16 protein-coding genes and 1 pseudogene are annotated in these 18,799 nt (G+C 67.4%); 6 read left to right on the top strand and 11 right to left on the bottom strand.

Annotation, left to right across the window (positions count from 1 at the left end; translation table 11 throughout):
- Positions 1-63: 63 nt before the first annotated feature.
- Positions 64-954: a sulfurtransferase gene (locus NATOC_RS09105; RefSeq protein ID WP_015321137.1), complete on the top strand. Its 891-nt coding sequence runs from the start codon at positions 64-66 to the stop codon at positions 952-954.
- Between the two features lie 288 nt (positions 955-1,242).
- Positions 1,243-2,295, top strand: coding sequence for a TIGR00341 family protein (locus tag NATOC_RS09100; protein ID WP_083866575.1), 1,053 nt, complete (start codon positions 1,243-1,245; stop codon positions 2,293-2,295).
- Positions 2,296-2,985: 690 nt separating this feature from the next.
- On the opposite strand, the gene NATOC_RS09095 is transcribed toward NATOC_RS09100, so the two are convergent.
- Both NATOC_RS09095 and NATOC_RS09090 read right to left on the bottom strand, forming a co-directional pair.
- Complete coding sequence (locus NATOC_RS09095) at positions 2,986-3,240, bottom strand: amphi-Trp domain-containing protein (RefSeq protein ID WP_015321136.1); 255 nt, start codon at positions 3,238-3,240, stop codon at positions 2,986-2,988.
- A gap of 66 nt (positions 3,241-3,306) precedes the next feature.
- Positions 3,307-4,329, bottom strand: a complete 1,023-nt coding sequence (locus NATOC_RS09090) for an amidohydrolase family protein (protein ID WP_015321135.1) — start codon at positions 4,327-4,329, stop codon at positions 3,307-3,309.
- A gap of 115 nt (positions 4,330-4,444) precedes the next feature.
- Here NATOC_RS09090 and NATOC_RS09085 point away from each other — a divergent pair, with 115 nt between their 5' ends.
- Positions 4,445-4,975, top strand: a complete 531-nt coding sequence (locus NATOC_RS09085; protein WP_015321134.1) for a nucleoside-triphosphatase — start codon at positions 4,445-4,447, stop codon at positions 4,973-4,975.
- Positions 4,976-5,260: 285 nt separating this feature from the next.
- A complete protein-coding gene (locus NATOC_RS09080; protein WP_015321133.1) occupies positions 5,261-6,424 on the top strand; it encodes a hypothetical protein in 1,164 nt (387 codons plus the stop codon).
- A gap of 98 nt (positions 6,425-6,522) precedes the next feature.
- Here the strand turns inward: NATOC_RS09080 and NATOC_RS09075 are convergent, their stop codons facing one another.
- Positions 6,523-6,732, bottom strand: coding sequence for a hypothetical protein (locus NATOC_RS09075; protein ID WP_015321132.1), 210 nt, complete (start codon positions 6,730-6,732; stop codon positions 6,523-6,525).
- Positions 6,733-6,815: 83 nt separating this feature from the next.
- Positions 6,816-7,238, bottom strand: a complete 423-nt coding sequence (locus NATOC_RS09070) for a hypothetical protein (protein WP_015321131.1) — start codon at positions 7,236-7,238, stop codon at positions 6,816-6,818.
- A 123-nt stretch (positions 7,239-7,361) separates the two neighbouring features.
- Between NATOC_RS09070 and NATOC_RS09065 the strand changes: the two are divergent.
- Positions 7,362-9,462, top strand: a pseudogene (locus NATOC_RS09065) (cation:proton antiporter domain-containing protein).
- A gap of 309 nt (positions 9,463-9,771) precedes the next feature.
- A complete protein-coding gene (locus NATOC_RS09055; RefSeq protein WP_015321130.1) occupies positions 9,772-11,601 on the top strand; it encodes an asparagine synthase-related protein in 1,830 nt (609 codons plus the stop codon).
- 100 nt (positions 11,602-11,701) lie between these two features.
- Here the strand turns inward: NATOC_RS09055 and NATOC_RS09050 are convergent, their stop codons facing one another.
- The 7 genes from NATOC_RS09050 to cbiB all read right to left on the bottom strand — a co-directional run bounded on the left by NATOC_RS09050 (position 11,702) and on the right by cbiB (position 18,761).
- Positions 11,702-13,426 carry an amidase gene (locus NATOC_RS09050; protein WP_157224606.1) on the bottom strand — a complete coding sequence of 575 codons (1,725 nt, stop codon included), beginning with the start codon at positions 13,424-13,426 and terminating at the stop codon, positions 11,702-11,704.
- 274 nt (positions 13,427-13,700) lie between these two features.
- The gene (locus tag NATOC_RS09045; protein WP_015321128.1) at positions 13,701-14,429 is read right to left on the bottom strand and encodes an adenosylcobinamide amidohydrolase; all 729 of its coding nucleotides are present in this window, start codon (positions 14,427-14,429) and stop codon (positions 13,701-13,703) included.
- A complete protein-coding gene (gene cobD / locus NATOC_RS09040) occupies positions 14,426-15,454 on the bottom strand; it encodes a threonine-phosphate decarboxylase CobD (RefSeq protein WP_015321127.1) in 1,029 nt (342 codons plus the stop codon). The genes NATOC_RS09045 and cobD overlap by 4 nt, the downstream gene beginning before the upstream one ends.
- Positions 15,444-16,508 (bottom strand): nicotinate mononucleotide-dependent phosphoribosyltransferase CobT, encoded by a 1,065-nt coding sequence (gene cobT, locus NATOC_RS09035; protein ID WP_015321126.1) that lies wholly within the window; start codon positions 16,506-16,508, stop codon positions 15,444-15,446. Before cobT ends, cobD begins: the two co-directional genes overlap by 11 nt.
- Positions 16,499-17,059, bottom strand: coding sequence for a GTP--adenosylcobinamide-phosphate guanylyltransferase (locus NATOC_RS09030; protein WP_015321125.1), 561 nt, complete (start codon positions 17,057-17,059; stop codon positions 16,499-16,501). The genes cobT and NATOC_RS09030 overlap by 10 nt, the downstream gene beginning before the upstream one ends.
- Positions 17,059-17,814 carry an adenosylcobinamide-GDP ribazoletransferase gene (cobS, locus tag NATOC_RS09025; RefSeq protein ID WP_015321124.1) on the bottom strand — a complete coding sequence of 252 codons (756 nt, stop codon included), beginning with the start codon at positions 17,812-17,814 and terminating at the stop codon, positions 17,059-17,061. Before cobS ends, NATOC_RS09030 begins: the two co-directional genes overlap by 1 nt.
- On the bottom strand, positions 17,811-18,761 hold the full coding sequence (cbiB, locus tag NATOC_RS09020) for an adenosylcobinamide-phosphate synthase CbiB (RefSeq protein ID WP_015321123.1): 951 nt from the start codon (positions 18,759-18,761) through the stop codon (positions 17,811-17,813). Before cbiB ends, cobS begins: the two co-directional genes overlap by 4 nt.
- Positions 18,762-18,799: the final 38 nt, after the last annotated feature.

The following is an 18,799-nucleotide window of genomic DNA, read 5'->3' as shown; positions in this document are numbered from 1 at the left end:
TTTCGGACGTGTCGGCTCGGCCCGTGTTACGCTTTTCCCGCTGCTCGTCGGAGCACGCTTCGCATGACCGAGTACGACACCGACGTGCTGGTCTCGGCCGACTGGGTCGAAGACCACCTTGAGGAGTTCCAGGCGGACGAGCCCGACTACCGTCTCGTGGAAGTCAACAGCCCCGAGTCGCCCGAGGAGGGCGACTTCCCCTCCCGGTACGACGAGGGCCACGTTCCGGGCGCGATCGGACTGCAGTGGGACGAGGACCTCTCCGATCAGGACCAGCGGGACATCCTCAAGAAAGCGGAGTTCGAGGAGACCGTCGGCGAGCACGGGATCAGCGAGGACTCGACGGTCGTCTTTTACGGGAACGGCTGGATCCCCAACTGGTTCGCGCTCTTTGCCTACTGGGAGTTCAAATACTACGGCCACGAGGACGCCCGGGTCTTGGATGGCGGGAAGGACTACTGGGTTAACGAGGACTACCCGCTGACCGACGAGGAGCCGGAGTTCGATCCCGTCGAGTACACCGCGAAGGGGCCCTTCGAGAGCATCCGTGCCTACAAGGACGACGTCGACAAGGCCCGCGAGGCGGACATCCCGATGGTCGACGTCCGCTCGCCCGAGGAGTTCACGGGCGAAATCATCGCCCCGGAGGGGCTCCGCGAAACCGCCCAGCGGGGCGGTCACATCCCCGGTGCCTCGAACGTCCCGGTGAAGACGAACCTGCGCGAGGACGGCCGATTCAAGGGGCCCGACGAACTCGAGGAGCTGTACGGCGACCAGGGGATCGACGGCGAGGAAACGGTCGTCACCTACTGCCGGGTCGGCGAGCGCTCGGCGATCGCCTGGTTCGCGCTCCACGAGCTGCTGGACTACGAGGACGTCCACAACTACGACGGTTCCTGGACCGAGTGGGGGAATTTGATTCGAGCGCCGATAGAGAAGGGCGAGGGTGAGTGAGTGCAGCGAACGAACCCTCGAAAAAGCGAGCGGGGAACGAACGTGACCCGCGAGAAAGGCGAGGACGCGACTGAACGGAGTGAGGGAAGCGTCCTCGAAAAAGCGAGCGGGGAACGAACGTGACCCGCGAGAAAGACGAGGACGAAGACGGCTGACCGAAGCGACCGCGTCCTCGGGCCAGGGAGGGTGTTTCGGTTTGGCTCGCCGCCTTTAGCGAGCTGTACGTAACTTGTAGCGAGAGATCATGTCTACCCGTGCTTAATGACGTTTTCTGGTGACTGATTCCCTATGCGCCACATTGAAATTTCACTCCGAGCGCAGACGCGTGAACCGGTTCTGGAGGAACTCGACTCGAAAGCTATCGACTATACCGTCGTTCCGACCGACGACGGTGAGTACGCCGTCCTCGTCTCGTTTACACTCCCGACGAATGCAGTCGAGACCGTCTTGGATGACTTGCGGGACGCAGGGCTTGATGAGGAGGATCACACGGTCGTCGTCACCGCAGACACGATCATCTCGCGTCAGTTCGGTGCACTCAAGCGGCGATACGCAAGCGAGATCTTGGGCGATGAGCGTCTTGGTCGCCACGAATTATCTGTTGAGTCGAACAGTCTCATTTCGACGATACCGATCTACGTGACGATGACGCTGCTCAGTGCAGTCGTCGCTACGGCCGGCCTGTTACTCGATTCGGCCGCTGTCGTGGTCGGTTCGATGGTCATTGCACCGTTGATCGGGCCGGCGCTCGCAGCCAGCGTTGGAACCGTTCTCAACGAAAATGACCTCTTCTGGAACGGACTCAAGTATCAAGCACTGGGTGTCATCGTCGCAATCGTCAGTGCCGCGGCGTTCGCATGGGTCGCGAGATCGATGGTTCTCGTCCCACCGGGCATCGATATCGTCGAGATCGACGAAGTCAGTGAACGACTCCTTCCGGATCTCCTCTCGCTGTTCGTTGCGCTCGGAGCAGGAATTGCGGGCGTGCTGAGCCTCGCAACTGGGATCTCGGCCGCACTGGTCGGTGTCATGATCGCTGCAGCGTTAATTCCGCCTGCCGCAGCGGCTGGAATCGCGATTGCATGGGGGACCCCTAACGCTGCGGTCGGATCGATCATCCTCGTTTTTGTCAATCTACTCGCTATCAATATCACCGGACTCCTGACGCTATGGGTTATGGGCTACCGACCACATGTCTGGGGAGAAACGGGAGTCGCACGGGAGCAAGTTCGACGACATATCATCGTCTTCTCGGTTGCGATCCTTGTTCTGTCGACGTTCTTGATTGGGGTCACCTGGGCATCGTACGAACATACTACTCTCGAAAGCATCCGTCTTTAGCTAATACTCAGAGTAATACCGAATAACACCGTTTTGGAGGTAGATTTCGTCAGCATACGACCGCTGCGGGACGAAAAAGCAGTCTCTGCATTATCTGTACTGTTGACTCTCAGCCGCATCAGCGGTTCAGCCGCTAGATTCGTTCGACTAATACCGTTAAGCATAATTCCGCCACGGAGTATAACCAGCAGTCTTAGCTAAAGACGAATGCTCTCGAAAGCACCATCGAGACGGAATCGGAAGCCGTCCTCGAGTCATCAGAGTACGAGGACGTCCATCTACTCGGCGTTGAACTGTTCCTCGAAGAAGGTATCCCCCTCGAAACGGAGGTGTTGCTCGAAAGCGGGATCGGGCTCGAACGACCCGAACGTGTCGTTATCACGGTTGAACAACCAGTTGGTGACTCGAATCCGGAGTTGCCGGCAGCGTTAAACGAACGCATCAACGAGCAAACGGAGTTTGATATCACAGTTCACGTTCGATTCATCGAATATGATACGAATTGAATGCTGCGTGTCTGTTACCAAGAACAGCGCGTGCGTCGACGACGTGAGAACGTTTTCCCGAATTCGAACGAGGACGTCGCCGTCCTCGGAAACCGCTACTTGCGACTGACGGACGGCGGGGCTGTGGACGCCCGTGAGACCGCTTTCTGCGACTCAGCGAGTCGGCGAGTGCGGAGAGCGGTGGCTACTCGGTCGGTTCGTCCTCGATCTCCCATTCGAGCGTGACGGTGATCTCCTCGCGGTCGCCCCCAAGCATCGGCGATCGTTCCTCGACCTCGATCCCGTACTCGAGCGTCGAGGACGGCGTCAGCGCCAGGGTCTTGTTGCCGACGTGGACGTCGACCGGACCTTCGCCGCGGATCTCCCGGGCGAGGTCCTGCAACAGGTCGGCCGCTTCGTCGCGCGAGACGTCCTCCTCGTGGTCCGTCGTTTCAGCCATACGCGTATTGGCACCGGGCTGACGTATATAGGTTGGCGGCGAAGTGGCAGGCTCGAGGCCGGCGATCTAGGCGAGAACGGACGCCAGGTTCTCGTAGCGGATCGCGGCCCGCGCCGAGCGATCGAGGTCGAACCGCTCGAACAGCTCGAGCTGCGGGATCGCCTGTTCGGGGTGGAGAAAGTCGGTGCCAAACACCAGCTGGTCGGCGTGGGTCTCGAGGAAGGCTTGCCCGAACGCGGGATCGCGGGTGAGCGCGTTCCAGCCCGAGATCCCCGAGAGGTCGCCGTAGAGGTTGTCGTACCGCCCGAGAAGCTCCGGGACGCGTCCGGGCTCGTCGATCTCGCCGTCGGGGTACTCTCCGAGGTCGGCTTCCTCGACGTCGGCCGCGACGTGGGCCCACCAGCCGTGGGCGTGCGCGAGGAAGTCCACCTCCGGAAAGGAGGCGACAACGTCCTCGAGGCCCGGGAGGCCGACGTCGTCGGTCATCGCCTTCTCGTCGGTGTGAAAGAGGATCGGGAGCTCGTGCTCGGCACACAGCTCGTAGAGCCGCTCGACGCGGGGGTCGTCGATCGGTACGCCGGCCTTCAGCTCGCCGAACCCGCGGGCGCCCCGTTCGACGTATCGCTCGAGCAGATTCTCGGCGGCGTCCTCGCCGTAGACGAGCGTCCGCGGATCGATCGTACAGAACGGGAGCAGGCGCTCGGGGTAGGCGTCGACCTGATCGAGGACCCACGGACTCGAGGCCGGTACCGGGTAGCTCTCCGGGGAGTCAAGCGCCAGCACGACGGCGCGGTCGATCCCGTTCTCGTCCATCCACGCGATCAGCTGATTCGCACCGAGTGGCACCCTGCCGAGCGTCTCCTCGGGAATCAGGTGAACGTGTCCGTCGAACAGCGGTAACTCGTCGGTGTTCCGCGAAGCGGCGGTTCGCTCGTCCGTTTCGCCGTTCGGGTCGTTCGTCCTTGCGCCGACCGATCCCGTCGTTCCGATCGCCCCGGCAGCGACGACGCCGGCGGCTCCTTCGAGGACGCGACGCCGCGCGGATCCGCGGTCGGAAGTCGATCGATCGCCGTCTCGAGCAGGCGTCATGGGGGTCGTCCGACGAGCGGCGTGAAAACGCTCGGGGGTCGTGGCGGGGACTCTTTCGAGAGCGTCGGCCTCGAGCCGGTACCGCTACGCCGCCACGAGACGAACGACGCGACCGATGCCACGAAACGCCCTCGTCACTGGTCCGCCGCGAAGCGGGAAGACGACCGCACTCGAGCGAACCGTTGCTGTGCTTCGGGACGACGGGAAGGCCGTGGGCGGGCTCGTCTGTCCCGAACTCCGCGAGGACGGCGACCGCGTCGGGTTCGAGATCGTCGATCTGGCGACCGGTGAACGAGCGGTGATGGCACACGTCGACGTCGACGGTCCCGCCGTTAGCAGGTACGGGGTCGACGTCGCCGCGGTCGGTCGGCTCTCCCGGTCGGCGCTTTCGACGGCCGTCGACGACTGCGACTGCGTCGTTATCGACGAACTCGCGCCGATGCAACTCGAGAGCGATCAGTTCGTTACGGCCACGCGGCGCGTGCTCGACTCACGGACACCGGTCCTCGCGTCGATCGCCGTCCGCGAGTCGGACCCGTTTCTCGAGTCGGTTCGGTCTCGCGAGGACGTCGCGATCTTCGCGGTGACACCGGAGACCCGCGACGCGCTTCCGGCGGCCCTGATCGAGTGGATTCGATCGAGCTGACGCTTGTCCGTAATAATTCACTCGTTCGGAACGTTCCCCGATCCGTGAGGAAACTATTACTGATTGGTTGTGATGTCATCACACGACTCAACTCGGGCCAACGTCCGGGGTGAGTGGTTACCATGATGGGTGATGCTTCGATCAGTACCGCCACTCGATCCGCAGCACGAATACACGACGCAGTCAGTCCGAGACGGGCACGTGTGAACGGTGGACGCCAATCCGGCTCGAAGCACGGGACTCCCGCTCCGAGACAGCGTCGGTCGAAACTGGAGGTGACCACCCGTGTCGGTTGAGACGCTGGGGGCGGACGTCGTTGTTCTCCAGGTGCTGGGCTGGCCGATCGAGCTGTTGCTCGCGATGCTCGTCGCCGCGTTCGCCGGCGGCGTCCTCGGCGCGGCGCTCGGGGCGCTTCCCGCGTTCGTGTTTACCGGGTTCATGGTGATCGCGGGTGAGATGGCTCGAATCGCCGGAATGGTCTCCCTCGAGGACGGGTTCGGGCTCGGAGATCCCGCGGGGGGCGTCACCGCCGAGATCGCCTTCGGTGCCTTCTTCGGCCCGCATATCGCCTTCGCGGCGGGTGCCGCCGCGACCGCGTACGCCGCGAAGCAGGGGTACATGGAGCCCGGGTTCGGCGGGAACTGGGGGTATCACGACGGGAAGAACATCCTGATCGCGTTCGCCGGCAAGCACGACGACGTGTTGCTCGTCGGCGGTGCGTTCGGCGTCCTTGGCTTCCTAGTGTTTTTCGTCTCCGACGGCCTCGGCCTGCCGTGGGATCCGATCGCGATGGGCGTCGTGATCTCGGCGCTCGCGCACCGACTCGCGCTGGGGTACGGCGCGATCGGCGACGTTCGTGCCGACGGCCTCCTTGACGTCTCGCCGTTCGAACGCGAGGACGACCACGCGACCGCGGGCGAAGCCGGCGAGCCGGATCCTCGACTCGACGTCGAGCCCTGGCTGCCGTGGTACTATCAGTGGTCCGGCGTCACCATCATCGGGTTCGCGTTCGGCGTCCTCGGCGGACTCACGTTCTGGGCGACCGGCAGTCCGTACCTCGCGTTCGGGATCAGCGCGGCCAGCCTGATCTTTCTCAATCTCGGCATTACCGACGACTTCGCCACCTTTCAGGTACCGGTGCCCGTCACACACCACATCACGCTCCCGGCGGCGACGGCGCCGATGGCTTACGCCGGGTTGACGCTGGCCGACGCGACGCCGAGCGCAGCCCAGGCGGAGCTCCTGCTGGCCGAGGCGATCGTCCTCGGGGCGATCTTCGGCGTTCTCGGCGCGCTGTTCGGCGAACTCTCCCAGCGGATCTTCTACATGCACGGCGACACCCACTGGGACCCGCCCGCGACCAGCATCGTCGCGACGACGTTCGTCATCGCCGTCCTCGCGCTCGTCGGCGTCTTCCCGACGTCGGGCTGGGTGCCGCTTCCGATATAGACCGCTCGACGTCCCGCGTGGTTCGAGGGGCGTCGTCGCGTTTCACCGTCGGCCGCGTTTCTCCGAGACTGGCCGCGGTCTCGAAGCCGCGGCTCCGTTCAGCGCTCGACCACGAGGTAGGTTCGGGCACCCCGACGTTCGAGGGAGACGCGGTCTGTCTCGAGGTTCACCTCGACGTAGGTCTCGATCTCCTCGAGGTGCAGCGAGGAGACGTCGACCCGCCGCCGCGGCGGTCGACGCGCCGCGACGGCGTCGGCGAGTTCGGTTCGCTGGCTCCGGGCGTCGATCCGCACCACGGTCTGGGACATAGTTCGAAATCGACCGGACGGACCGTGAATCCGATCCGTCCGGGGTGAAAGTGAAAGTGCAGGCTACAACGGCGACACCGAGCCTATCCGATGTCGAGCGTCTTGACGTCGACCGCGTGCGGTCCGTCGTCGGTCTCCAGGGTCGTCGCGTCGACGATCGCACCCCGGGCCCGCTCGCGCCAGTCGTCGACCGCCTCGGCGTGGCGTTTCCGGATCCGATCGGTCTCTTCGGCCGACGCGTCCGCGCGTTTGTCCTCGAGCGTGGGGTAGTTCGCGACCGCGTCGTCCTCGAGGAGCGCGTCGGGCGAGACGTGAACTGCACCGGTCACGCGAGCGTCGTCCTCGTGGTAGACGTGAATTCTGGCCCGCATTCGGCCGTGAAACGGCGGCGTCGCTCGAAGAACGGCGGTGCCGGGATTCTCCCGACCGTAGACGTAGGCGTCAACGACGTCCGTCGCGGAGACGGCGATCGAACGGATCGACGACGGGTCCCCATCGGCTGTCATCGCGCCGTCGTACGGCTGCCTCCGTGTTAACGTCGGCGACGCACTGGCCGTCGGCTCCGTCGATCCCGACCCGGCAATAGAGTAGCTAGTCCTTGATGGGTCAGGAGATCGACAGTCGGGACGATGCCGTCTCAGTCGGGTACCACCGTGCCGGCCACGACCGCTGCTGGTGCTATCGAGGAGTCACTCGCGGTTCCGTTCGACGATCCGATCCTGATCTTCGGGCTCGCGATGGTGATCTTTCTGGTCGCACCGCTGGCGCTCGAGCGGTACCGACTTCCCGGAATCGTCGGGATCATCCTCGTCGGCGCCGCGATCGGCCCCAACGGCCTTCACCTGCTCGAGCGCGACGCGACGATCCAGCTGCTCGGTGAGGTCGGACTCGTCTACCTGATGTTCGTCGCGGGCCTCGAGATCAACCTCGGCCAGTTCGTCGAGTACAGGGATCGCAGCGTCGTCTTCGGGCTGCTCTCCTTTCTCGTCCCGCAGGCGGTCGGCACCGTCGTTGGCGTTTACGTTCTCGATCTGACCGTTGCGGCCGCGTCGCTGTTCGCCGCCATCTTCGCCTCACATACACTGCTCGCGTATCCCGTCGTCAACCGTCTGGGAATCGCGACCAACGAGGCGGTGACCGCGACGATCGGCGGGACGATCCTGACCGACACTCTCGCCTTGCTCGTGCTCGCGGTCGTGATCGCCTCCATCGACGGGGCGCTCGACGCCGCGTTCTGGCTCCAGCTCGGGGTCGGGCTGACCGTCTTTTTCGTCGGTGTCTGGCTGCTCGTCCCTCGGCTCGGACGGTGGTTCTTCCGCGGCCGCGCCGAGGAGAGCTACTTCGAGTTTCTGTTCGTCATGGCCGTCCTCTTTCTCTGTGCGTTCCTGGCCGAACTCGCCGGCGTCGAGCATATCATCGGCGCCTTCCTCGCCGGACTCGCGCTCAACCGGCTGATTCCCGAAACCGGACCACTGATGAACCGCATCGAGTTCGTCGGCAACGCCCTCTTTATCCCCTTCTTCCTGCTGTCCGTCGGGATGCTCGTCGACGTCCGCGTCCTTCTGGCGGGCGCCGACACGCTGGTCATCGCCGGCTCGCTGATCGTCATGGTCTTCACGACGAAGTACGCCGCGGCGTGGGCGACCGGGAAGCTCTACGGCTACGATCGCGACGAGGTCCGGAGCATGTTCGGACTCTCGGTCGGCCAGGCCGCGGCCGCACTCGCGATCGTCCAGATCGGCTTCGACGCCGGCGTCCCCGGGTTCGGACTCGAGATGCTCAACGCGGTCGTACTGATGATCCTTGTCGTCGCCATCGTCAGCCCCGCCGTCGTCGAACGCTCCGGCGGCGTCCTCGCCCGGAACCGCGAGCAGCGACCCTACGGACCCCGACGAGACGCCACAGCGGATCCTCGTCCCGGTCTCCAGCGAGTCGCGATACGCCGAGTCCCTGCTGGACCTCGCCTTCGCGATCCGGGACGTGCGCGTCGGAGAGCCGGTGCATACGGTCTCGGTCGTCCCTCCGGAGTCGGTCACACGAACCCGCTCCCGGGTCGCCGCGGCCGAGGACGCCCTCGCCGACCTCGAGGAGTACGCCGCGGGCGCGGAGGTACCGATCGAGGGCCACGCGCGGATCGACCACAACGTCGCCTCGGGGGTCGTCCGCTCAGCACTCGAGAACCGGATCTCGACGCTCGTCATCGGCTGGGACGGCGCCCGCTCCCGGGAGCAACGGGTGTTCGGCCACACCATCGATCAGGTGCTGCGCCGAACCACACAGCTGACGCTGGTCGGGCGCGTCCGCGAACCGCTCAACACGACCCGTCGAATCGTCCTGGTCCTCCCGCCGGGGATCGATCGTAACGACGGCTTCCCCGAAGCGCTGCGCACGGCGAAGCTGGTCGCCGAGCGAACCGGTGCACCGATCCGCGTCCTCGCGGTCGAGGGCGACGCCGAAGGGCTCGAGGACGCCTTCGCGACCGTCGAGCCGGACGTCCCCGAGACGATCGAGTCGGTGGCCGACTGGACGGCGCTTCGCTCGCGGCTGCGCGAGGTGCGGGGCCCAGACCTCGTCGTCTGTGTGAGTGCCCGTCGGAACGACCCCGGCTGGCACCCCGAGCTACAGACGCTTCCCAAGCGCGTCTCCCGGCTCACGGAGGGCAACTTCGTGATCATGTACCCCGCGACCGAGGAGCGCGAGGACGACCGTCGGTTCCTCCGGCTCACGTAGTGATGGGGGTCGGCGTCGAGGGCTGCGGGGGCACCGCCCCGACGTCGTGACCCGGTCGTACGACGGTGAGTCGAAACCGACGGAGTCGATGTCGGATACCGTCGAGCGGGCCGTGGATCCGCGAGCCGATCGAGTCGGCGAGAACGTAGAGACCCCTCGTGACACGACCGTTCGGCAACGTTCGAGTTACACGGAGCTGAAAAATCAGTCAATAATATAAGAATATTTGATAATAGTAAATAAAATCTATCACCTGGATTAGTTGACAATCCATTGAATTGATGGTGGGGTGGCGAAGATAGCTAACGGATGCCTGGAACGACTATTGTCAGGTGTTGCGGGGGGAACGTTCACGATCAGGGGAGAGTCGATCGCGTCCTCGATTCCGTTTGCTTTACCGAATCCTACGAGCGCGAAACGGTGGTCCGGAACGCAGGGGGAACGGTCGCGTCCACCGGGTACGACTCGTACCCGACCGAGGTCGTCGAAACCGACGAGTGGACGATCCTGCTGGAGGGACGGATCTACGATCGCCGTGATACCGAAGCCGCGCTCCGGAACGTGGCGACATGGATCGACGGGGGGAACGCCGAGCGCCTGGCGGAGTGGGTGGCGACGCGTGACGGCGACTTTCTCATCACTGTCGTCGACCGCACGAGCGGGAGTACCTGGGTCGTCAACGACGTTTTCGGACGGCTCCCGACCTACCGGGCCACGGTCGGAGACACGACGATCGTCACCCGCGAACTCAAAGTCGCCCGGCGACTCGCGGCCGTCCTCGAGGGACGACCCGTCGGCGTCGACCGGCTCGGTCTCGGACAGATGCTGCTGTTCGGTTACCCGCTCGGAACCCGGACGCCGTTCGACGGCGTTCGACAGCTGCCGCCGGGCTCGCTGCTCGAGGTCGAGCGCAACGAGGTCACGTCGCTCCACGAGTTCCGGTTCGACCGCTACGAGAACGACGATCGGAGCGTCACCGAGAACGCTCGCGCGCTGACGGACCGTTTCGTCGAGGCGTGTCGCCGACGCGCTGGAACGACCGAGACCTCGATCGTCTCGCTGAGCGGCGGGCTCGACTCGCGTGCGGCTATCGCCGGCTACGACGCGGTACTGGGCGACACGTCCAAGGGGACGCTGCTCGCCGCGACGTCGGTACGAGAGGACGGCGCCAACACCGACGAGGCGAACGTCGCCCGCGAGGTCGCCCACACGCTCGGCGTGCCGTGGTCGTCGTACTTCGTCGACAGGACCGAGCGCCACCGGGAGGCCCTCTTGGAGATGACCCAGGGGATGAACACCGTCGGCATGTCGCTGGGTCTCGATTTCGCCGAGCAGCTCGCTGCCGACCACCCGGGGGCGACCCTGGTAACCGGCGACGGTGGGGACAAGATCTTCCCCGACCTCACCCCGCCGACGGCGGTCGATTCGAGGACGGAGCTCGTCGAGACGCTCGTCCGAACGAACCAGCAGTTTACACCGGCGGAGATCGAGGACCTGATCGGCCTCGACGCGGATCGCCTCGTCGACTCCGTCGCCGAGCGGATCGACGCCTATCCCGAGGCGACGCTCGAGGGCGCCCACACTCACTTCCTGATTCGCGAACGAGGCATCAACATGCTCAACCACGGCGAGGACCGGACTCGCCACCACCTCTGGACGACGACGCCGTTCTACGCGCCGGACCTGTTCGCAGCGGCGATGGCCTGCCCGCCCGAACAGAAGGCGGGGACCGAGCTGTACCGCGAGTTTCTCTCCCTGCTCTCGAGGGAGCTCACCGAAATCGAGTACGTCGACTTCGGCGTCCCGATCACCTCCGTCGAGTACAGGGCCAAGAAGTTCGCCTACGGCTGGCTCGGCGCGCGCCCGGCGTTAAAAGAACGCGTCCGCTCCCTGCTTGGGTCACAGAGCGGCGAGGGCGGAATCCACTCCCGGCAGCTGCTCGCCGAGGCCATCGCCGACGCCAACGGGCTCGGTCGCCACTTCTCGGCGGAGGAGCTCCAGCGGATCGCCTGGGACGGAAGCGGGCATCGCCCGCATCAGCGATACCAGCTGGCGACCCTCGTCGCCGCGCTCGACCCGATCGAGCCGCCCGCACGACAACCCGCCCGGAGTCGACCCGTGCTGCAGGGCCAGCACTGAGCGATCGTCGCCTACCTGTCTCGCTGGCCGCCACCGCAGTGGAGGAACGCAGCGCCCCGGGCGTCGGCCGAGGCGCCGACGCTCGCGTCCGCGAGCAGGACTACTGCCCGTCCGGGTCCGCCGGGGCGTCACAACCCAAGACGGCGACCGTTTCCTCGACCGGTTGGGCCTCGTTCCACGCTTCGATCGCCGCTCTCGACCAGCCGGTGTCCGCGTCGTCGACGGGTCCGTAACCCGACGGCGGCGACCGGTGTTCCGTCGCCTGCTCGTAGGCGTAGGCGAGCTCGAACAGCCGCGCTTCCTCGAACCGCGGCACGACGATTTCGATTCCGGCGGGCATCCCGGTACGGTCCGTAAACCCGATCGGAACCGTCATCGACGGGAAGTCGAGCGGTGGCGTAAACTGCGCGTTCGCGCCCCACCCCTCCTCGGCGTCGATCCGCGGCGGGCTCTGGATGAGCGTCGGGAACACGAGCGCGTCGAGATCGTTCTCGACCATCGGTTTCAGCACTTCCCGCCGGAGTGCGGGTTCCTCGCTGAGCGCGTATCGGTACTCGAGGTCCTCGTCGGTGGCGTCTCCGTCCACCTCCGCGCGGCGTTCGAGCGTCGGACAGTTCCCCGGCGAGTACTCCCCCGACTCGAGTATCTCCTCGATGTCCGACGGCGCACCGTCCGCTTCGATCCCGTCGAGGTAGTCGCCCTTGTCGCGGCTGTACTCCGATTCGGTGTCGGTGTTCACCTCGCCGATACGATCGGCCGACGGCGGGTCGACGGGATCGACGACCGTCGCGCCTGCCGCCGCCATCTCCTCGAGCGCCGCGTCGAACAGGTCGGTCACCTCCTGCATGTCCGCGGCGAGTTCCTTGTCGTCCGGCTCGTCGGCCTCCGCTCCCAGCGGGCCCGGCCCGACGAACGCCCGATAGACGCCGATTCCCGCGCCGTGCAAACCGTCTTCGTCGAGGGAGTCGACGTATCGTTTCCCGCCGTCGTGCGGGAGCTCGCCGTCGCTTTTGACGGTGCGATCGTCGGCGGGGTCGTAGCCGACCATCGCGTCCAACAACAGTGCGGCGTCCTCGACCGTTCGAGTCATCGGCCCTGCGGTATCGTCGTTTAGCGCGAGCGGGATGATCCCCTCCCGGCTGACGAGGCCGGTCGTTGGACGGAGACCGACGAGACTGCAAGCCGACGCCGGAACGCGCACCGAGCCGCCGGTGTCCGTTCCGACCGAAAGCATGGTCAGGTTCGCGGCCGTCGCGGCACCCGACCCGCCGCTGGAGCCGCCCGCGAAGCGCTCCCGATCGTACGGGTTCTTCGTCGCTCCCCCGATCGAACTCACCCCGTCGTAGCCGAACGCGAACTCGTCGAGGTTCGTCTTCGCGAGGACGATCCCGCCAGCCTCTCGAATTCGCTCGACGAGCGTCGCGTCCTCGTCCGGAACGTAGTCGTCCATCACGACGGCGCCCCCGGTCGTGGCCATGTCGTCGGTTTCGATGTTGTCTTTCACCGTCACGGGGATCCCGTGTAGGGGACCGGCGAGCTCACCGGTCTCTGTCACTTTTCTGTCGAGTTCCTTCGCTCGCTCGAGGACGTTCGGGTTGATCGCCAGGATCGAGTCGAGCTCGTCGTCGTACGCCTCGATACGGTCCAGATACGTTTTGACGACCGACTCGGCCGTTATGTTGCCGCGTTCGTAGTCCGATCGCAGCGAACGCGCGGACGCCTCGATCGGATCGAACTCGCAGTCCTCGTCACCGCCGCTGACGGAATCGGCACCGTACCCCGCGAGTATCGACGCGCCGAGCACCGCGCCGCCGGCACGTAACACGTTTCGTCGACTCGATTCACGAGGGGAAGAGTGCTCCCCGTCCCCCACGTTTCCGTCTGCCTGATCCATAGCTACAGCGTCATTGATCAATAAGACACGGATAAAATCTTGGTACTAAGAAAATAATTGAATCTGAAGGGGACAGAAGACGAGATAGGCGTATATATTTTGGATGGCTTTTCAGGTTATGGTTATAAATTAGACGATCGAAAACCTCTGGATCCAGTAGTGAACGCCGACGGTGGGCGGGAAACGGACGGTTGCCGTCAGTCGTTCACCGATCGTTTCCGTCACTCGGCTCGAACACCCGCGCCTGCACGTCGGTCGAGACGCCGTAGGTCGCGTCCGCGAGAGACTCCGGACGATCAGTGTCATCCTCGTAGCGGGCCCGCAGCGACGCCTGTACGGCCTCGCGGACGCAGGCTCGGGTCGCCGCGCCGACGGGCGTCGCGCTCCCCGAAAACGCCGCGGGCTCGCCGTCGGGGTCGTGGCCGACGACGACCGCGTCGGTCGTCGTCCCGGGAAACCCCGTCTCGACGAGCAGCGTCGCCGCCTTCGCCTCGGCGGCGACCGCGACGAGGTTCGCCAGCGCGCCGTCGGCGAGGCGCCGATCCGCGGTCACGAGGACGTTGACCGTCCCCGTGGGCGAGTCCTCGACGGAGGACGGCTCCGGGAGCGTCCCACCCGCGGGCGACATCGGCAGCGCCGCGGGGTTCGAGATCCCCGCCGTCGCGCAGGCCGTCACCGGGCCACAGCGGGCGCCGCGGGCGTGGTCGGCGTCGACGCCGGTGAACAGGACGGGTCCAGCGTCCTCGAAGCCGGCCCGTTCGAGGCGCTCGTCGGCGTACGCCGCCAGGTCGGTTCGGGCCCACCCCTCGGGCACCGAGACGTTGTACGCGGAGTCGGCCGACCGACGGCCGCCGTTCCACCCCGTCGAGAGCCACTCCGTGCCCGGACGGGCGAGCCGTATGACGCCGTCCCGTCTGCGGATCTCGGGGCTCACGGCGGACGCCCCAGCGCCTCGAGAAGCCGGTCGTTCGCCGCCCGGTCTTTGATCGCCACCCGAACGTGGGAATCCAGCCCCCGGAACGTCGTCGCGTCCCGGATCGCGACCCCGCTGTCGCGGGCGCGCTCGAGGACGTCCGACACGCACCGATCGCCGACGTCACACAGGAGGTAGGGTGCGTCCGAGGGGGCGACCTCGAAGCGGACCGAAAGCGCCTCCCGTATCCGCTCGCGCTCGCGGGCGACCCGAGCCCGGGTTTCCTGGACGAACTCGTCCTGGCGCAGACAGTGGGCGCCGACCCGCGCGGCGGGCGTTCCCAGCGACCAGGTCCGGCGGGCCGTCTCGAGATCCGCCCGCAGGTCGCCGCTCGCGACCGCGAATCCCGCCCGCAGCCCCGGAAGGCCGAACAGTTTCGTGAGCGAGCGCGCGACGACGACGTTCTCGCGGTCGAGCCCCGCGGCCGAGGGAACGTCGGTAAACCCGAGGAACGCCTCGTCGACCAGCAGGGTCGTTCCAGCCTCGCCACAACGGGTGGCGAACGCCGCGAGCGCGTCGGGGTCGGCCGCCTCTCCCGTGGGGTTGTTCGGCGTACAGACGACCGCCAGCGCGCAGTCCGCGAGCGCGTCGGTCCCGATGTCGAGTATGTCGTCGACGCGGACGAAGACGGGCGTCGCGCCCTGCAGCCGAACCTCGCGGGCGTACTCGCCGAAGCTGGGGTAGGAGACGAGTGCACTGTCGCCCGGTTCCAGCGCCCGCTCCATCGCCAGGCGGATCGCAGCCAGCCCGCCGGGGGTCGGGATCACGCGCTCGGGATCGCAGCCGACGAACCGCGCCGCGGCCGCCCGGTAGTCGGGGGAGGCGTCGTCGGGGTAGCGGCGACTCGCCTCGAAGGCGTCCCGATAGACCGCCTCCGCGCCCTCGGGCGTCTCGGGGTTCGTGTTCGCCGAGAAGTCCAGGATCTCGCGGTCGGGCTCGCCACCGTGGGGCACCCGCTCGGCGGTACGGATCGCGTCAGGATCCATGCCGTCTCTCCGGGCGTTCGACCCCTTCGTCGGTCGATCCGTCGCGCTCGTCGGTCGATCCGTCGCGCTCGTCGTCGATCCCGAGCCGCTGGCAAACGTCCTCGAAGCGGTCCCTGACCGCCCCCATCCTGTCGTCGGGGACGAGCGAGAGCGCACCACCCATCGCGACGCCCTCCTTGGCCTCACCCGCACAGTAACGGGCCATCGCGACGTGGTCGCGCCCGTCGAAGCCGGGGTCGGTGACGGTCAGCTCACAGTCGAGGCGGGCGCACGCTTCGGAGAGCGTCTCGCCTCGCTCGTCCGCGACGAATGAGGTCGTCGCGATCCGGATCGACTCGTCGACTCCCGCGTGCCGGAGGAGGGCCGCGACCGCGACCATCTGGGTCCCCCCGGCGAGGACGACGTCGGTGCCGTCCTCGAGTGCGCCCGCGGCGATCCCGGCGACGACAGCCTGGACGGGGTCGCCGACGGCCCGGATCGCTTGCAGGGGAGCGTCCTCGCAGTCGCCCGGTTCGAGCCCGCTCTCCTCGAGGCCGTGCTCGACGACGCGGCGCTTTCGCTCGAGGGGGTTCTCGGGCAGCGACGAGGACACCTCGACGGGCTCGCCAAGCGCGGTCAGCGCGCCGAGGGCGGTCGTCGTCCCACCCGGGATCGTCTCGCCGAGCAGGAGTTCGTCGTCGGGGAGGTCGCGGCCGTACTCCCGCGCGCGTTCGAAGAGCCGTTCGGCCCCGGAAACGGCGACGGGCTCGCGGACGTCGGCTCCGGGCTCGGCCTCGAGGTCGACCGTCCGCACCGCGGCCGGCTCGGCGAGGCCTGCGTCGACGACCGCCAGCTCGAAGCCGACGGCCTCCCGAACCGCGCGGGTCACCGCTGCGGGTGTCGGGCAGCCCGTCGGACTCACCGGGACGACGGGCGCCTCGGTTGGCTCGCCGTATGCGAGGATTTCGGCGTCGGCCGCGGGGGTGTGGGCCATCAGCTCCGGCGCGGCGCCCGCAGCGCTGATCCCGTCGATCAGCGCCGTCTCGGTCGTCCCGGCAGCCAGGACTACTCGCATCGGTCCTCCGCGATGCGGGCGTCTTCGAGTCGGTTCACGTTCACCGCCAGTCGCGGGTCGTAGCTCACCTGTGTCATGGATTCCTCCGTCGTGCCGACGACGTTGACCCCGGTCGGCGCGAGGTGGGGGGCGTCCTCGAGTCTGGTGTCGACGCCGACCCCCAGACGGCGCTTCAGCGCTGCGGGGACACAGACGGTCCGCGAGGCCTCGCGTTCCCCGTAGAGCCCGAGAACGCGATCGACGGCCGCGTCCTCGAGCAGCGGGAGGTCGGCCGCGACCGACAGCACGGGCGGCTCAACCGCGGGATCCTCGAGGGCCGTGAGCAGGTCGGTCACGTACCCCTCTCCCTCGGTTTCGATCGTCCGGACGTCCTCGGTTCGCTCGAGTCGAGCGGCCGTCTCGGGGGCGTTCGGCGAGACGACCGCGAACACCGTCTCGATCCGGCTCGCCTCGAGGCCTGCTAGCACGCGGTCGACCATCGGCGTCCCGGCGATCGGATACAGGGGCTTCTCGCGGGCGCTCTCGAGGCGCGTCCCCCTCCCGCCGCACATCAGGAGAGCGTCCACGCGATCACCCCCGCATGTAGTCCGAGGACGCGACCGATCTCGGTTGCCGCGCCGAAGACGTCGCCACTGACCCCACCGAGGTTTCGCCGTGCCCAGTGCCAGGGGAGCGCGACCCCGACGAGGGTTCCCGGGACGGCGACCGCTGCGGGGTGGGGCCAGAGGAGGACTGCGGCTCCGAGGACGACGCCTGCGGGCGCGAGGAATTGACCCGGGGCCGTCGCCTCGGTCAGCTGGCTCCCCATCCCCTCGTGGCTCGCGGTCCCGAAGCAGGCCATCGCGGCCAGCCCGAGCCTGGCGCCGACCTCCGCGGCGATCGCGACGACGACGGCCGTCGCTGGCGGGAGCTCGGCGACGCCGAGGGCGCCGAGCGCGAGCCCCGCAACGGTCAGCGAAACGGCCAGGAGCGCGCCCACTCCGGTGGTCGTGTCCTTCAGCACCTCCTGTCGGCGATCGCGGTCGCCGTGGACGACCAGCGCGTCGCCCAGGTCCGCGACGCCGTCGAGGTTGTGGATCCCCACGACGGCGTAGACGGCGAGCAGGTACCCCAGCGCGACCGTCGGCGCCCCGAGGACGTCGGCAGCCAACAGCGGGATCGCGGCCAGCGAGCCGGCGACGAGCCCGACGAACGGGAGCGTCGCCGGCCGCGAGCGGAACGCGTCCCAGTCGTCCTCGCGGTGGCCGACGGGGAGCCGGGTGAGGAACGCGAGCGCGCCCCGACAGGCGCCGAGCCACGTCCTCACGCGACCACCCCCGCGGTCGACAGGAGCGCCTCGAGCGCGGCGCCAAGCGCGACCGCAAGGACGGCCGCGACCAGCGCCGCGCGAAAGACGAGCGCGACCGCCCGCTCGCCGTCCGCGAGCGTCGGGAGCGCGGCGTCGGGGTTCAGGTCGTAGCCGTCCGGCTTGTGGAGCCGAACCGAGAGCGCGCAGGCGAGTGTCGCCATCGGCCACCCCGAGTTCGGCGACGGGGGCGTCCGGGCCCACTCCCGGGCTCGGACGAGCGCCCCGGGGTCGGCCGCGGCGACGGCGATCGCGACGGCGCTCAGCCTAGCAGGGAGCCACATCACGAGATCGTCGAGGCGCGCGCTCGCCGTTCCGAGGGGTTTCGAGGGGTAGCCGAGCATCGAGTCTAGCGTGTTGACGCCTTTGATCCAGGCCGCCACGGCTGCCGCGGCGGGCAGCGAGAACGGGGCGAGGACGACGAAGGGCAGCAGGGCCGCCACCAGCCCGTCCGCGAGGTTCTCGGCCGCGCTCTCGACGGCCGCGCTGCGGAGTTCGGCGGGCGAGAGGGGCTCGGTGTCGCGGCCGACGAGTCCCCGAATGCGGTCGCGGGCCGTCTCGGGGTCGTCCGCGGTCGCCGCGACGACCTCGCTCGTGAGCGCGAGCAGCATCCGCAGGCTGGTCGAAAGGTAGAGGACGAGTCCGGCGACGCCCGCGCCCGCGAGGGGGTGGACGGCCGCCGCGGCGAGGACGGCCCCGCCCGCGGCGACGGCGGGAACCAGCGGGACGACGAGCGCGATCGGGACGCCCAGCAGCCGCTGGACGCGGTCGTCGTCGCTCCAGGGACGATCGAGCGCGCCGACGAGCCGACCGAGCCAGGCGACCGGGTGGGCCGCGTTCGGCGGCTCCCCGACTACGCGGTCCAGTCCGAGGGCGAGCCCGACCAGCGCGGCCGTCGTCAGCGTCATACGGGCGGGGGCGTTCGTGCGTCGTTGTCGTTCACGTT

The sequence above is a fragment of the Natronococcus occultus SP4 genome (assembly GCF_000328685.1).
Lineage (GTDB): Archaea > Halobacteriota > Halobacteria > Halobacteriales > Natrialbaceae > Natronococcus > Natronococcus occultus.
Note: the sequence above shows the minus strand (reverse complement) of the source record. Positions and strands in the feature narration are given on the sequence as shown.

Bases quoted from the DNA above. Each gene is read 5' to 3' on its own strand.
- NATOC_RS09105 (WP_015321137.1), top strand. From the start codon at position 64: ATGACCGAGTACGACACCGACGTGCTGGTCTCGGCCGACTGGGTCGAA.
- NATOC_RS09100 (WP_083866575.1), top strand. From the start codon at position 1,243: ATGCGCCACATTGAAATTTCACTCCGAGCGCAGACGCGTGAACCGGTT.
- NATOC_RS09095 (WP_015321136.1), bottom strand. From the start codon at position 3,240: ATGGCTGAAACGACGGACCACGAGGAGGACGTCTCGCGCGACGAAGCG.
- NATOC_RS09090 (WP_015321135.1), bottom strand. From the start codon at position 4,329: ATGACGCCTGCTCGAGACGGCGATCGATCGACTTCCGACCGCGGATCC.
- NATOC_RS09085 (WP_015321134.1), top strand. From the start codon at position 4,445: ATGCCACGAAACGCCCTCGTCACTGGTCCGCCGCGAAGCGGGAAGACG.
- NATOC_RS09075 (WP_015321132.1), bottom strand. From the start codon at position 6,732: ATGTCCCAGACCGTGGTGCGGATCGACGCCCGGAGCCAGCGAACCGAA.
- NATOC_RS09070 (WP_015321131.1), bottom strand. From the start codon at position 7,238: ATGACAGCCGATGGGGACCCGTCGTCGATCCGTTCGATCGCCGTCTCC.
- NATOC_RS09055 (WP_015321130.1), top strand. From the start codon at position 9,772: ATGCCTGGAACGACTATTGTCAGGTGTTGCGGGGGGAACGTTCACGAT.
- cobD (WP_015321127.1), bottom strand. From the start codon at position 15,454: ATGGATCCTGACGCGATCCGTACCGCCGAGCGGGTGCCCCACGGTGGC.
- cobT (WP_015321126.1), bottom strand. From the start codon at position 16,508: ATGCGAGTAGTCCTGGCTGCCGGGACGACCGAGACGGCGCTGATCGAC.
- NATOC_RS09030 (WP_015321125.1), bottom strand. From the start codon at position 17,059: ATGTGCGGCGGGAGGGGGACGCGCCTCGAGAGCGCCCGCGAGAAGCCC.
- cbiB (WP_015321123.1), bottom strand. From the start codon at position 18,761: ATGACGCTGACGACGGCCGCGCTGGTCGGGCTCGCCCTCGGACTGGAC.